The 14,409-nt window shown below is 68.0% G+C and carries 13 protein-coding genes and 2 riboswitches; of the genes, 7 read left to right on the top strand and 6 right to left on the bottom strand.

From position 1 onward, the window contains the following. The first annotated feature begins 6 nt into the window (after positions 1–6). From LSI54_RS00330 to LSI54_RS00315, 4 genes are all read left to right on the top strand, one after another. A complete protein-coding gene (locus tag LSI54_RS00330) occupies positions 7–2,574 on the top strand; it encodes an HAD-IC family P-type ATPase (protein WP_241477497.1) in 2,568 nt (855 codons plus the stop codon). 46 nt (positions 2,575–2,620) lie between these two features. Beyond that, positions 2,621–3,043, top strand: a complete 423-nt coding sequence (gene panD, locus LSI54_RS00325) for an aspartate 1-decarboxylase (RefSeq protein WP_241463627.1) — start codon at positions 2,621–2,623, stop codon at positions 3,041–3,043. Between the two features lie 200 nt (positions 3,044–3,243). Further along, positions 3,244–3,750, top strand: a complete 507-nt coding sequence (locus tag LSI54_RS00320) for a hypothetical protein (protein ID WP_241477496.1) — start codon at positions 3,244–3,246, stop codon at positions 3,748–3,750. Positions 3,751–3,837: 87 nt separating this feature from the next. Continuing rightward, on the top strand, positions 3,838–4,803 hold the full coding sequence (locus LSI54_RS00315) for a hypothetical protein (RefSeq protein WP_241463625.1): 966 nt from the start codon (positions 3,838–3,840) through the stop codon (positions 4,801–4,803). Here LSI54_RS00315 and LSI54_RS00310 read toward each other — a convergent pair. The 6 genes from LSI54_RS00310 to LSI54_RS00285 all read right to left on the bottom strand — a co-directional run bounded on the left by LSI54_RS00310 (position 4,737) and on the right by LSI54_RS00285 (position 10,927). Beyond that, positions 4,737–6,152, bottom strand: coding sequence for an LLM class flavin-dependent oxidoreductase (locus LSI54_RS00310; RefSeq protein WP_241477495.1), 1,416 nt, complete (start codon positions 6,150–6,152; stop codon positions 4,737–4,739). The genes LSI54_RS00315 and LSI54_RS00310 overlap by 67 nt on opposite strands. Next, a complete protein-coding gene (locus LSI54_RS00305) occupies positions 6,149–7,369 on the bottom strand; it encodes an acyl-CoA dehydrogenase family protein (RefSeq protein ID WP_241463623.1) in 1,221 nt (406 codons plus the stop codon). The genes LSI54_RS00310 and LSI54_RS00305 overlap by 4 nt, the downstream gene beginning before the upstream one ends. Next, positions 7,366–8,268, bottom strand: coding sequence for a MetQ/NlpA family ABC transporter substrate-binding protein (locus tag LSI54_RS00300; RefSeq protein ID WP_241463622.1), 903 nt, complete (start codon positions 8,266–8,268; stop codon positions 7,366–7,368). Before LSI54_RS00300 ends, LSI54_RS00305 begins: the two co-directional genes overlap by 4 nt. Next, positions 8,265–9,137: a MetQ/NlpA family ABC transporter substrate-binding protein gene (locus tag LSI54_RS00295; protein WP_241463621.1), complete on the bottom strand. Its 873-nt coding sequence runs from the start codon at positions 9,135–9,137 to the stop codon at positions 8,265–8,267. The genes LSI54_RS00300 and LSI54_RS00295 overlap by 4 nt, the downstream gene beginning before the upstream one ends. A 207-nt stretch (positions 9,138–9,344) precedes the next feature. Then, positions 9,345–10,013 (bottom strand): methionine ABC transporter permease, encoded by a 669-nt coding sequence (locus LSI54_RS00290; protein ID WP_241470301.1) that lies wholly within the window; start codon positions 10,011–10,013, stop codon positions 9,345–9,347. After that, positions 10,013–10,927 (bottom strand): methionine ABC transporter ATP-binding protein, encoded by a 915-nt coding sequence (locus LSI54_RS00285; protein WP_241477494.1) that lies wholly within the window; start codon positions 10,925–10,927, stop codon positions 10,013–10,015. Before LSI54_RS00285 ends, LSI54_RS00290 begins: the two co-directional genes overlap by 1 nt. A 7-nt stretch (positions 10,928–10,934) precedes the next feature. Beyond that, positions 10,935–11,034: riboswitch (SAM riboswitch) on the bottom strand. A 121-nt stretch (positions 11,035–11,155) separates the two neighbouring features. Further along, positions 11,156–11,268, top strand: a riboswitch (SAM riboswitch). A 9-nt stretch (positions 11,269–11,277) separates the two neighbouring features. Here LSI54_RS00285 and LSI54_RS00280 point away from each other — a divergent pair. The 3 genes from LSI54_RS00280 to LSI54_RS00270 all read left to right on the top strand — a co-directional run bounded on the left by LSI54_RS00280 (position 11,278) and on the right by LSI54_RS00270 (position 14,301). Next, positions 11,278–12,165 (top strand): ABC transporter ATP-binding protein, encoded by an 888-nt coding sequence (locus LSI54_RS00280; protein ID WP_241475812.1) that lies wholly within the window; start codon positions 11,278–11,280, stop codon positions 12,163–12,165. A gap of 223 nt (positions 12,166–12,388) precedes the next feature. After that, positions 12,389–13,468 carry an aliphatic sulfonate ABC transporter substrate-binding protein gene (locus tag LSI54_RS00275; protein WP_241463617.1) on the top strand — a complete coding sequence of 360 codons (1,080 nt, stop codon included), beginning with the start codon at positions 12,389–12,391 and terminating at the stop codon, positions 13,466–13,468. Beyond that, positions 13,465–14,301, top strand: a complete 837-nt coding sequence (locus tag LSI54_RS00270) for an ABC transporter permease (RefSeq protein WP_241477493.1) — start codon at positions 13,465–13,467, stop codon at positions 14,299–14,301. The genes LSI54_RS00275 and LSI54_RS00270 overlap by 4 nt, the downstream gene beginning before the upstream one ends. Positions 14,302–14,409: the final 108 nt, after the last annotated feature.

Below are 14,409 nucleotides of genomic sequence, written 5' to 3'. Positions count from 1 at the left end.
GGCCCTGTGGCTGCCCAGAGGACTGCGATCCGCGACACCGCGGAGACAAGGTCTGCCGTGGACCCCAAGACGCTCGAAACCGCTGGTCTGAGCTCGGTGCAGGTGCTGGAGCGAAACCGGCTGGGACTGGCGAACGTCCAGCCGCGCACCACCTCGCGCTCGATCACCGACATTCTGCGCACCCACCTGATGACGCTGTTCAATCTCATCATCGGGCTCTGTGCACTGGCCATCATCCTGCTGGGACGCTGGCTGGACCTGCTCTTCGCGGTCGCAGCGGTGGCCAACGTCTTCATCGGGCTCTTCCAGGAGTACAGCGCCAAGCGCAAGCTTGATGCCATCGCGCTGCTGCACCAGGACGATGTGCGGGTGCTGCGGGACGGGATGCTCCTGCAGATCCACCGCGAACAGATCGTGCTCGACGACGTCGTCGAGCTGCGCCGCGGCGACGAGATTCCCGCCGACGGCGCGGTGCTCAGCGCCGAGGGGCTCGACGTGGACGAATCGATGCTCACCGGGGAGTCCGATGCCGTGGCCAAGCGCCGCGACGACCGGATCCTCTCCGGGACCGCCGTGGTGGCGGGATCCGGAAGATTCCGGGTGACTGCCGTGGGGGAACGGGCCCATGCGGTGAGGCTGGCCACCGAGGCGAAGCGATATCAGAAGATCAACTCGGAGCTGCGCCGCGCGATGGAGAAGATCGCCTTCTGGCTCTCCATGGTGCTGCTGCCCATCGTGGCGGTGGTGCTCAACGGCCAGATGCAGGCCTTCGGCGGCTGGAACACCGCCTGGGAGTCGGGCCAGTGGCGGGACGCGCTGGTCACCTCGGTGTCCTCGGTCACCGCGATGATCCCCCAGGGGCTGGCCCTGATGACGACCATCGCCTTCGCCGTGGCCGCCGTGAAGCTCTCCCGGGAGAACGTGCTGCTCCAGGAGCAGCCGGCCGTGGAGATCCTGGCCCGGGTGGATGTGGTCTGTCTGGACAAGACCGGCACGCTCACCGACGGCACCATCGCCTTCCACCGGGCCACCGCGCTGAGTCCGCGCGGGCTTCCCTCCCCGGCCCGCCGCGACCCGGGGTCCACCGCGCTGGAGGGGACCGCCGAGTGGGAGCAGGTGCTGGCCTTCTTCGGCGCCGATGAGGGCGCGAACGCCACCGCGGCGGCGCTGCGCGCACCCTACACCGCCCTGCCTCGGCACCGGGTGGCCAGTCAGGTCCAGTTCTCCTCGGCCAGGCGTTTCTCCGCCGTGAGCTTCGCCGCGGACGCCGGCGGTCTCGCCGGGCACTGGGTGCTGGGCGCCCCGGAGATCCTCCGCGGGGACTCCACCGACCCGCAGGTGCGCACGGAGCAGCTGCTGAACCGCACCGAGGAGCTCTCCAGCCGGGGACTGCGCACGATGCTGCTCGCCCACGCGCCCTTGGACGGCCCGATCATCGACGGCGACACCGGGCCGCTCGGCCGGGGGCAGCGACTGCCGCAGGGAATGGTCCCGGTGGCGCTGCTGACCTTCAAGGAGAACGTCCGTCCCGAGGCCCACGCCACGCTTCAGTATTTCCGTGAGCAGAACATCGCGCTGAAGGTGATCTCCGGCGACTCCCCCAAGACGGCCGCCGCGGTGGCCCGCGAGGTGGGCATGGTCATCGAAGGCGACGCCGTGGACGCCTCCGCGCTGCCAGAAGACCCCGTGGCGCTGCGCGAGACGTTGGAACACCATTCGGTGTTCGGCCGGGTCTCCCCCGAGCAGAAGCGCACCATGGTGGAGGCGCTGAAGTCTGCCGGACACGTCGTGGCGATGACCGGCGACGGAGTCAACGACGCCCTGGCCATGAAGAAGGCTGACCTGGGGATCGCCATGGGCGACGGCGCACCGGCCACCAAGGCGGTCTCTCGGATGGTGCTGCTCGACGGTCGCTTCGACCGGCTCCCCTCGGTGCTGGAACAGGGCCGCAAGGTCATCGCCAACACCGAGCGGGTGGCGCACCTGTTCCTGTCCAAGACCGCCTATGCGATCCTGCTCGGGCTGATCTACGGGCTGCTCTTCTGGGAGTTCCCGTTCCTTCCCCGTCAGTTCTCGACCGTGGACTTCCTCATGATCGGATTCCCGGCGTTCTTCCTCGCCCTGATGCCCAATCCGCGGCTCTACCGACCGGGGTTCCTCCGCCGCTCGATGCTCTTCTCCATCCCGACGGCGATCGCGATCGTGCTCGCAGTGGTCACGGTCAGCGCCTTCGGCCGTTACCTCGAAGCGCCCTCCGCGGCGATCCAGACCGCCACGACGCTGTGCCTGACCGCGGTGGGCCTCTGGGTGCTCAATGTGGCGCTGCGCCCGCTGACGTGGCCGCGGGTGGCCCTGATCGGGACCATGTACCTGCTCCTCGCCGCGGTGCTCCTGCTCCCCATATCTGTGCAGTACCACCTCTTCGTGATGCCCTCGACCGAGCTGCTGGTGGCGGCGATCGTCTCCAGCATCCTGGGCTGCGGGCTCGTCGAGGTCGGGAGCCGGGCCGTCACGGCGCTGACCACACGGCGGCCCGCGCCCGGGAATACCGGGCTCGGCTCGGACGCTGGATAATGGACCACGTCATGAGCACCCTTCCTTCGTCGAAAGCGAGCCGAGCATGCTGAGGACCGTCATGGGCGGCAAGATCCACCGCGCCACCGTGACCCACGCGGACCTGCACTACGTGGGGTCCATCACCGTGGACGCCGATCTGCTCGACGCGGCAGGGATCGTCGAGGGCGAGAAGGTCCAGGTGGTCGACATCACCAACGGTGCACGCCTGGAGACCTACACCATCGCTGGTCCGCGCGGATCGAGTGTCATCGGGATCAACGGCGCCGCCGCCCACCTGGTGGATCCAGGGGACCTGATCATCCTGATCAGCTACGTGATGCTGGACGCGCTCGAGCTCGCCTCCCACGAGCCGCAGGTGGTCCATGTGGACGGTGAGAACCGGATCGTGGCGCTCGGCCACGACCCGGCCGAGCCGGTGCCGGGCGCGACGGACCAGCTGGACCCGCGCACCGCGACGCTCGGCTGAGCCGCCGATCCGAGGCTCCGGTCTGAGCTCGAACAGGCGACCCCTGCGGCGCGAACCAGGGATGGAGCCGGGTGCTGAATCAGGGTGGAATCAGGGTCCATCAGGGGTCATGACCGTGACATCGGCGTGCAAAGCAGACTAAGTTCTAAAGGGACTCGTAAGACACGAGAGACTCATCCACCGTCAGAACGGAGTTGACCATGCGACTGTTCACACTGGGCGCCGGCGTAGCCATCGGCTACATCATCGGCAGCAAGCGCGGCAAGGCAGAATTCGAGCGGAGCCTCAACGCCGTGAAGAAGAACGCCGCGGAGACCTGGAAGGACCCCAAGGTCCAGGAGACCGTGACCAAGGCCGGAGAGACTGCCAAGCAGTACGTCTCCACCGTGGCCGACTCGGTCAAGAAGCACGCCAACGACGCCGCCACTCCGGTGGCCGACGTGGCGATCGACGCCGCCGCGCGCGCCGAAGACACCGTGAAGAAGGCCGGCAGCAGCGCCGAGAAGCTGGTCGATCAGGCCGCCGAGAAGGTCGAGAAGCAGGCCGACGCGGCGGATGAGAAGGCCCGCCAGTCCTCCGGCGGCACCGGCTCGTCCGACTCGTCCTCGAGCAGCAACACCGACTCGTCCTCGAGCAGCAACACCGACTCGTCCTCGAGCAGCAACACCGACTCGTCCACCAAGCCCTCCGGGAGCAACGGACGCTGACTTCAGGCACTGACAAGCAGTGACGGCCGTGGGTGCTCGCCTCTGAGAATGGGGGCGGTCCCACGGCCAACCTATATCCTGAGACCTATGCCGACTGAGACATCCGCCGCCCGACTGATCGTCGAGACCCTCGGCACCCGAACACTGAACGAACACCCCGAGGCCCCGCGCCATGACCAGCTTCTGCGCCGAGCCCTGCGGCGCAGGCGGGTGACGCTGAAGCCTGTGGGCGAGCACAGCCAGGTCTTCGTCTTCGGCGGCGTGGTCGTCGGCGGGATGGACTCGGTGGTGACGACACTGGTGAGCGCCCACGCGCGCCGGATCACTGCGGATCCGCAGCTCCTGCGTCGGCACCTGCAGCTCCAAGAGGTGCCGCTGCCAGCGGAGCAGAACGATGCCGATCAGACTCACACAGATCAGGCTGACGCTGATCCGGACTCGGGTGACCAGCGCACAGGCGACCAGGGCGCCGCTGATCCTGGCACGACCGTCGTGCGCCCAGCGCCTTCCGCGATCCGCGCCTTCGTCGTCGGCGAGCGGGTCTGCGCCTCCCTGCTGCGACTGCCCGCCACGGTCCTCGGCGACGGCAGCTCAACATTGAGCCAGCTGATGCAGGCCGATGCCCAGGCGCGCAGTCGGCACGCGCTGCTCGCCGGCACCGCGGTGCCCGTCCCTGCCGACGGCTCGACCCCCGCTGCGCAGGACCAGCTGCGCAGCCGGGGCCTTGATCCCGACGACGTGCCCGCACGAGGTGTCCCCGTGCAGCTGCAGGACTCGCTGGAGATCTCGGCGGGCGGGCTGACCATCGATGTGACCACGGTGCTGCCCGATGCTCTGCACGAGCTTGCGGTGGAGGCGGTCATGGCGGTGCCGGGACTCTTCGCGGCCGCGGTCGATCTGCAGGTTCCGGACCTCGAGTCGGCCGAGGGCGCCGTCGTCCTGGCGGTGCTGCCGGATGCCGATATCAGCCGCGCCCACCTGCCCGCCTACGGAGAGCCGAGAGACGTCGCCGGCGCGATCGCCGACGAGATCCTGCTGCGCGCCTCACGCTGAGAAGCCCGGCGCGCGGGATGATCCGCGCGCAGGTGCGGCCCATCTTCGAACAGCGCCTCGCGCAGCGTCACCGGGGTCTCGGGGCGCTGGGGCAGCAGACCTCGTCGGCGCAGCTCCGGAGTCACGAAGGTCTCGAAGCGTTCAAAGTCCGCGGGCCGCACTCCGGCCGAGATGTTGAACCCATCCACCCCGGAGAGCTCCTTGAACCGGACCAGCTCATCGACGACCTGCACCGGGTCTCCCACGATCAGCGGCCCGCGCCCACCGATGGAGATGAACTCCGCGACATCTCGCACCGTCCAGTGCTTGGACGGGTCCTTGGTGAACATCGCCAGCGCCGACTGATTGGCCTCGGTCTGCACATCGGCGACGACGTCGTCCTCGCGCAGATCCGAGAGATCCACCCCGGTCCACCCGCCGAAGAGCGTCAGTGCCGAGGCGGTGTCCACATACTCGCGGTATTCGGCGAGCCGCGCCTGTGCCAGCTCCTCGGTCTCGGCCACGATGATCGTGGCCATGGCGAAGAACCGCACGGATTCGGGATCACGCCCGGCCTCCAACAGTGCCCTGCGGGTCTCGGAGACCTGAACAGCCAGCCGCTGCGGGGACGAGCTGACCACGAAGATCGCCTCGCCATGGTCCACCGCGAACTTCTGTCCCCGCGCGGAGGACCCCGCCTGGAAGAGCAGCGGGGTGCGCTGCGGTCCTGGGTGGGTGAGCATCTCCCCGGGCACGGTGAACCACTCTCCCTGGTGGTCGATCGGGTGGACCTTCTCCGGATCCACGAAGACCCCGGTGGACTTGTCCGCGAGGACCGCGCCGTCTTCGAAGGAGTGCTCGAAGAGCTTGTACATCACTTCGAGGTACTCGTCTGCGCGGTCGTAGCGCTCGTCATGCGGGATCTGTGTGGCAAGTCCGAGATTGCGCGCCGCGGAGTCCTGATAGCTGGTGACGATGTTCCACGCGATCCTGCCCCGAGTGAGGTGATCCAGGGTGGCGAAGCGCCGAGCGAGGGCGTACGGAGCCTCATAGGTCACCGAGGCGGTCAGCCCGAATCCCAGGTGTGTGGTGGCCGCGGCGAGCGCCGGCACGATGACCTGCGGGTCCAGCAGCGGGAACTGCACTCCACCGCGGGCAGCTGCCTCGGCGGTGCCGCCGTAGACGTCATAGACCCCGGGGATGTCAGCCAGGAACAAGGATGAGAAGCCTGCCCGCTCCACGGTGCGGGCCAGCTCGGTCCAGTACTCGAGCGTGTCGAACTCTGCGATCCGCGACTCTGGGTGGCGCCACAGGCCCGGCGACTGATGCACCGGGACCAGCATGTCGAAGGCGTTGAAATGGATGGTCATGGTTTCTCCTTGGCCTCGCCGATCGCGTTGAGCCCCTGGGGCAGGGTGCCGTTGATCTCATGGTCGCCCAGTGAGCGGGCGCGAAAGACGACCGGGTTGTGGGTGGCGATGGTCTGCGCATTGCGCCAATGCCTGTCCAGCGCCTTGGTGCGCAGCGTGGCGGAGGCGCCCACGGTCTGGAACAGCTCCGAGGTCACCGCCAGGACCAGCTCCGGCACACTGATCTGGGCCTTCTCCACGGCGATCTCCGCATCATGGATCTGAACCGGTGGTTCGCCATGGAACTCGGGGCCGCCGGTGCCGGCCTGCAGGCCCGCTGCCAGTGCCCGGTCCAGGGTGCGGGCCGCCTGCAGCACGGCGGCCTCGGCCACGAAGGCCTTCGAGGACATCTTCCCGACCACCTGCTGGATCAGCGGATCCTGGCTGAAGGCCTGCCCGGCGGTGGAGGTGTTGAAGGTGCGGGTGCGCCGGGCCAGTGTGGACGTGGCATCTGCCAGGGCCGCCTTGGCGATTCCTGCTTGGACGGCGAGCAGGTAGAGCTGGAAGAACGCCGCCTCGTGGACGGATTCGTGATCGCCCGGGCTGCGTCCGAGCACCGCGAGGTCCTCCACCGCCACGGAGTCCAGCCGCGTGGTGCCGGTGCCGGTGAGCTTCTGCCCGAAGCCGTCCCAGTCATCGAGCAGGGTCACCCCGGCGGCGTCTGTGGGCACCACAGCGAAGCGTCGCCCCTCCCCTTCCTGGGCCTGAGAAGCTGAGACGCGGGTGTAGGTCGAGAAGATCGTGCCGGTGGAGTAGCACTTCTCGCCCGTGAGCAGCGCCGCGCCATGCTCGTCGCGGTCCAATCGGGTGTTCAGGCTGCCCAACGCGTTGCCGCCCTTCTCCGTGGAGGCATTGCCCACCGTGCCGCCCTTGAGCACCCGGGCGTACCAGAGCTCGCGCACCGGCGCAGGTTGGAAGCGCAGCGACTCGACGAACCCGAAATGCCCGCGGTAGAGGTGGGCGATGTTGGAATCTGCCTCGGCGAGCGCGATCACCTCGGCGATGAGCCCCTCGATGCTGAGCTCCTCGCCGCCGAACTCGGTCGGCACGCGCAGCGCGCCGAAGCCGACGTCGTCGAGCCAGCCGACCTGCTCGAAGGGCAGGATCCGCTCCAGCTCACGCTGTACGGCGCCTTCTCGGATGCGGGTCAGGAGCTCTTCAGGGATGGTGCGGCTCATGCGTCGTTCACCTGTTTCCATGCGGCGTCGATGTCTCGGTCGAAGGCGGGGTTGAGCAGACCGTCGAGGTACTCGCCGTACCACTCACGCACCTCCGCGGAGTGGTAGGCGGCCTTGAGCGCCTCGAAGCGCTCGGGCTGTTCCTCGCGGAAGCCCGGGCGCGCGCAGACCGCGAGCGCGAAGGGCAGCGCCTCCTCGGCTGATTCCATGATCAGCACCTCGTCGGGGAGCACATCGATCTCGGCCAGCAGCCGGGCGAAGCCGAAGACGGCGTCGACATCCGCGTAGATCTGCCCCACCGACTGCTGGTCCACCTCGATGAACTGCAGGTCCTTGGGGTTGGCGGTGATGTCCCGGACGCTCAGCGCGGCGACAGGCTTGGACTCATCGATCTCGATCAGACCTCCGCGGGCGAGCAGCCGGATCCCGCGCCCGTTGTTCGCGGTGTCCACCGGCAGCGCGATCTGGGCGCCGTCCGGGAGCTCCTCCAGCGAGTCGTGCTGCGCGGAGTAGATCCCCGAGGGCTGCTCGAACATGAAGAAGATCGGCTCGATGTCGAGGTCGTTGTCCGCGTTGAACTGGCGCAGATAGCTGATGTTCTGGAAGAAGTTGACGTCGTATTCGCCGTTGCTCACCGCGTGGTTGGGTTGGATGATGTCGGTGACGTAGGTGGCGTTGAACTCCCAGCCATCGGCCTCCAGGATGCGCTGGGCGATGCGGGTCGGCTCCTGGAAGGGGGCGTTCTCGGTGACCACCAGGCGCAGGCTGCGGTCGGCGCCGGCCCCGCCGGCGAGGCCGCATCCCGAGGTGAGGCTCCCGACGCCGAGCAGAGCGGCCATGCCCAGTGAACCGCTCAATACTCGACGCCGGGAGAGTGTGGGGGCGCTGGATGTGCTCATGCGCTGAAGTCCGCCCAGATCTCTTCGGCGTTGTCGATAGTGATGAAGTCCTCGAAGTCGATGACCCCGCCCTGGTACTCCTCGAACCACTGTTCGACCTCTTCGGACTGGAAGGCGTCCTGAAGCGCCTGGGCCTGTTCATCGGTGACCCCGTCCGGTCCGACGGCGACCACGCAGGTGAACGGGGTGCGCACCTCTTCGCGTCCGTCCTCGATGCTGAGCGTGGTCTCCTCGAGGTCCAGGTCGGCCTCGGCGATCAGCCGGACGAAGGCGAAGCCGGCGTCGACGTCGGGCAGCACCTGCGCAGCTGACTGCTGGTCGGTCTCCACGAACTTGAAGTCCCGGGGGTTCTCCGTGATGTCGTTCTGGGTCAGTTCGATGATCGAGACGGACTCGTCGATCTCGATCAGGCCCTCATCGGCGAGCAGCTGCAGCGCCCGGCCGTTGTTCGAGGGATCCACCGGCAGGTTGATCTCGGCCCCGTCGGGCAGCTCCTCGAGGGAGTCGTATTCCAGTGAGAACAGCCCGGCGGGGGCGTAGTACACCGAGAACAGCGGCTCGACCTGCGTGTCGTTGGACTGGTTGAAGTTGTTCAGATAGGCCAGGTGCTGGAAGTAGTTGCCCTCGAACTCGCCCTGGTTGACCACCTGGTTGGGCTGGACGATATCGGTCATATAGGTGATGTCCAGCTCGTAGCCCTGCTCCGCGAGCAGCTCGGCGGCGATCTCGGCGGGCTCTTGGAAGGGCGCGGATTCGGTGACCACGATGCTGATGGTGGAATCATCCTCCACCAGCCCGCAGCCGGTCAGGCTCAGGGCTGCGGCGGAGAGGACTGCGCCGGTGAGGATCGCGGGGCGTAGAGCGTTCATGGGTTTGGGCTGCTTTCTCTGGCTGGGCGACATGCGCCCAGAGGGTGTGCGGGAATGACCAGGGCGCGACGTCGGACGCCAGCCCTGGCAGCGGAGTGAGGTGATGCGGGGTGGTGTTGCCGTTCCGCGGATGCGCGGGTCAGGCGAAGATCCTGCTCAGACGGTGATCTCGGTCAGGCGAGGATCTCGGTCATGCGGTGATCGCGGTCAGGCGGTGATGCGCCGGTCCGAGGCGCGGGCGAGCCGGGTGCCGGCGAACTGCACCAGGGTCACCAGCAGCACCATCAGCACGATGGCGGCGATCATGGTGGGGGTCTCATAGCGGTAGTAGCCGTAGCGGATCGCCAGGTCACCGATGCCCCCGCCGCCGACCAGCCCTGACATCGCCGAATAGGAGATGAAGCTGACCGTGGTGATGGTGATGGAGCCGATCAGTCCGGGCTTGGCGTCGACGAGCAGCACGTTGCGGATGATCTGCCCGCGCGTGGCGCCCATCGCCCGGGACGCCTCCACCGCACCGGAGCCCAGCTGGGTGATGTTCTGCTCCACCAGGCGGGCGAAGTAGGGGATGGCGTTGATCGTCAGCGGGACGATCACCGCGGCGGTGCCCACCGAGGTGCCGACCACGAACCGGGTGAACGGGATGATGGCGATGAGCAGGATCAGGAACGGGAAGGACCGGATCATGTTCACCACCCCGGAGACGATCGCATGAGACCGTGGCCGCGGCGCCAGTCCGTCGGGAGCGTGGACGAAGAGCCAGATCCCCAGCGGGGTGCCCAGCAGGACCGCCACCGGGATGGCGACCCCGATCATCGCGAAGGTCTCCAGCATGGCCTGGTTGATCTCGGGAAGCCGCTCGATGACGAGGTCCATCAGCGCACACCCCCTGCCGAGCCGGCCAGCGCGGCGTGCTCTGACCGACGCGTCTGACCCTGATCCTGAGACTCCGCGTGCTGCGGGGAGCGTCGCGTGGACTGACCCGACTTCTGCTCGCCGGACTCCGACCCATGCGCGGCCGGGCCGCTGCGGTCCAGCCGTATCCCATCGCTGAGCAGGTACTTTCCGATCGAGGTCCGCGGATTGAACCCTTCTCGGCGGAGCTCGCTCGCCGGGAACTCCTCGACGACCCGCCCATCCTCCATCACCGCGACGTTGTCGGCGAGAGCCTTGATGACTTCCATCTCGTGGGTCACGATCACCACGGTGATGCCGAATTCACGGTTCACATCCGCGAGGTACTGCAGCACGGTGGCAGTGGTGAAGGGGTCCAGCGCAGAGGTCGGCTCATCGCAGAGCAGCACCTCAGGCTTGGTCGCCAGTGCCCGAGCGATCGCCACGCGCTGCTTCTGACCACCCGAGAGCTGAGCCGGATACACGGAGGCCTTGTCGGTGATGTCCACGATCTCCAGCGCCTCGGCCGCCCGCCGCAGACGTTCACGGCGGTCCTTGACCCCGGCGAACTTCAGCGACAGCTCGACGTTCTGGGCGACGCTGAGGTTGTTGACCAGGTTGAATCCCTGGAAGATCATGCCGATCTGGTGCCGGGCCCGGCGCAGCGCCGCATCGTCCAAGCCGGTCAGCTCGGTGCCGGCGACGCTGACCTGGCCCGAGGTGGGGCGCTCGAGCAGATTGATGTTGCGCAGCAGCGTGGACTTGCCGGCGCCGGAGAACCCGATGATGCCTTGGATGCTGCCGCGCGGCACCTCGAGGCTGACGTCATCGACCGCGGTCAGCGGCTCGCGGCCGCGGGCGGCAAAGGTCGTCGAGACATGGGACAGGGAAATCAAGGGGCATACTCCATCGGTCCTGGCGTTAGCACCCGGCGGAGGCCGTGAAGCCCTCCGGGTTGCTGCGACGTCTTCGAGCCAGATCTCTCGGTCGCTCTGGATGGTTGAGTGCCTTCACTGTAATGGTGAACGTGGGCAGAAAGTCAAGTCGCGATATGTGTTGCGTTTTGTCTCATTTGCTGAACGCGACATTGATCGGATTCCCCGCCTGGGCGTAGTCTGATCCGCGTACCATCCCGAGCGGCCGAGAGATCTGGCTCGTCGACGCCGCAGCAACCCAGGGAGGGGCACCTTTGCAAGGGTGTCTTTTCGCCGGGTGCTACCGCCAGGATCGATGGGAGTATCCTCTGATGATTTCGCCTGCCTCCACCCTGACCGACTACACCGCAACAACCGCTGCCGGCCCTGCCGAGCCCTCAGACGCCACCTCCGTGGCTGCCGCCAAGCCTGACAGCCGGCAGCAGTACACGTCACTCGATGTCCAGCTCTCCGGCGTCGGCCGCGCCTTCGGATCGCGCACCGTGCTGCGCGACGTCAGCCTGCAGATCGCTCCCGGTGAGGTGCTCGCGATCCTGGGTTCCTCCGGCTGCGGCAAGTCCACGCTGCTGCGCGCCGTCGGTGGTCTCGACACCGGCAGCACCGGCGAGATCCTGATCAACGGTTCCCCGGTGCAGCGCTACGACGAGCGCACCGCGGTCGGATTCCAGGAGCCGCGACTGCTGCCCTGGCGCTCGATCCACAAGAACGTCAGCCTGGGGCTGCCGCGCAGCCTGTCCAAGGCCGAGGGGCGTGAACGCGTGGACGAGCTCCTGGAGCTGGTCGGTCTGCACGACCGCGCGTCGCTGCGACCCCGGGAGATCTCCGGAGGCATGGCGCAGCGCGCGTCGCTGGCCCGGGCACTGGCTCGCCGCCCCGGCGTGCTGCTGCTCGACGAGCCCTTCGGCGCCCTGGACGCGCTCACCCGGCTGAAGATGCAGGACCTGCTGCTGGATCTGCATGCGCAGACCGGCACCACGGTGCTGCTCGTCACCCACGACGTGGATGAGGCGCTGCAGCTGGCAGACCGCGTGCTGCTCCTCGGGCAGGACCCGGCGGACCCCGATCCCGCCGAAGGTGCCACGATCGCCCGACTGCTGAGCGTGCCCGGGCGACGTCCGCGAGATCGCGCCTCCGCGGAGCTTGCCGCTCTGCGCGGGGAGCTCTTCTCCGGCCTCGGCGTCGACTCGCACAGCCACTGACTCGTCCCGGCAGCTGATCCGGCCGACTCCGCTCGTCCTGACCTGACCAGCGGGGCTCCGCCGACGCGGTCCCCGCACTGCCGGATCACCACCTCCGGGGCCCATTCACTGCCTGACCCCACATGCCGAACATGCCAGGAGCCTTCTGCCGCTCCTGCCTGACACGCACGACCATGAACCTCGAACACGATGTCCATCCTTGAAGAACCGAAAGGCCCTCCCCATGCCCAGCACCTCCGCTTCCCGCTCCCCGCGCTCCCGCCGCACCTCCGTCAAAGCTGTCTCCGCAGCCGCCGCCGTCGCGCTGCTCGCCACCGCCTGCGGCGGTGATGGCGGCGAGGACGAGCAGCTGGAGACGCTGAACATCGACTTCGCCACGTACAACCCGCTGAGCCTGATCATCCTGGAGAACGGCTGGCTGGAGGAAGAGCTCGAAGAGCTCGACGTCGACGTGCAGTGGGTGCAGTCCCAGGGCTCGAACCGCGCGAACGAGAACCTGCGCGCGGGCAACATCCACGTGGGCTCCACCGCCGGCTCCGCCGCGCTGCTGAACCGCGCCGTCGGCGCCGACACCCACACGATCATGATCGAGAACCAGCCCGAGTGGTCCGCTCTGGTCACCCAGGAAGGCTCCGACATCGAATCCGTGGAGGATCTCGAGGGAGCTTCCATCGCCGCCACCCTGGCCACCGACCCCTACTTCTTCATGGCGCGCGCGCTGCAGGAGGCCGGGCTGAGCGTGGACGACGTCGAGGTCCAGGCGCTGCAGCACGCCGACGGCCGCCAGGCGCTGGAGAACGGCGACGTCGACGCCTGGGCCGGACTGGATCCGATCATGGCCGGCGCCGAGGCCGAGGGCGCGGAGCTGCTCTACCGCAACGTGGACTTCAACACCTACTCGGTCATCAACGCCACCGGGGACTTCGTGGAGAACCACCCCGATGTGGCCCAGATCGTGGTCAACGTCTACGAGCAGGCCCGCGAATGGGCCAACGAGAACCCCGAGGGAACGGCGGAGATCCTCGCCGAGTACGCCGGGATCGAGCCGGAGATCGCCGAGGCGGTCATCACCGAGCGCACCAACTTCGAGGTGGACCCGGTGCCCGGCGATGACGTCTACGCCGCCATGGAGGCCGCCGGACCGTTCTTCGTGGAGAACGGCGACGTCGACAGCCAGGACGCGGTGGATGAGGCGCTCGAGTCCCTCTTCTACACCGAGTTCGCCGAGAACCGCGAGGCCACCGACGCCGAGGGCACCGAGAACGCCGCAGACGAGGCTGACATCGAGGAGGTCGAAGAGTGACAGACACCGCACTCAGCTCCACGGCGGCACAGCCCGCCGATGGGGCCGCACACTCCCCTGAGCGGCGCACCCGGCGCGGGCTGCCCGGCGGCGGGCTGTTGATCGGCGCCGTCGTCCCTGTGCTGCTGCTGACACTGTGGTGGGTGGTCACCGAGGTCACCGGCACCTTCACCGCGGTCCAGCTGCCTCCCCCGCAGGCGGTCCTCACCGCTGGGATCGGGCTCTTCGAGTCCGGCGACCTCTTCGAACACATGGGAATCTCGCTGCAGCGCGTGCTGATCGGCTTCGCCATCGGCGCCGGGCTCGGCCTGGCGCTGGGTTCGCTGCTCGGGCTGTCCGGACTCGCGGACAAGCTGCTGAACCCCACGGTGGGAGCCTTCCGGGCCGTGCCGTCGCTGGCCTGGGTGCCGCTGCTGCTGCTCTGGGTGGGGATCGGTGAGGACTCCAAGGTCATCCTGATCGCCATCGGCGCGTTCTTCCCGGTGTTCACCGCGATCCACTCCGCGCTGCGGCATGTGGACGCGCAGCTGGTCGAAGCCGGCCGCGCCTTCGGGTTCCACGGCCTCCGGCTGCTGGGCACCGTCCAGCTGCCCGCCGTGGTGCCCAGCGTCTTCTCCGGACTCCGGCTCGGCCTGGCGCAGGCCTGGCTCTTCCTGGTCGCCGCAGAGCTGCTCGCGGCCGCCGAGGGACTGGGCTTCCTGCTCACCGAGTCGCAGAACAACGGTCGCACCGATCGGCTGCTGCTGGCGATCGTGCTGCTGGCGCTGCTGGGCAAGCTCACCGACACCCTGCTCGGGGTGCTCGAGCGCAAGGCGCTCAAGACCTGGGCCTAGCCGCTCCCCCAGTTCGGGGTTCTGCCGGGGCTTCCGCATCACGCCGGCCAGATCATCGGCCAGGTGTCATGCGGAGGCCCCGGTCCTCTGTGTTGCGGGACGCTGAGT

Origin of the sequence: Nesterenkonia sp. AY15 (assembly GCF_022565855.1) — a bacterium.
Classification (GTDB): domain Bacteria; phylum Actinomycetota; class Actinomycetes; order Actinomycetales; family Micrococcaceae; genus Nesterenkonia.
The sequence above is the reverse complement of the archived record's forward strand: the minus strand, read 5'-3'. Positions and strand labels throughout refer to the sequence as shown.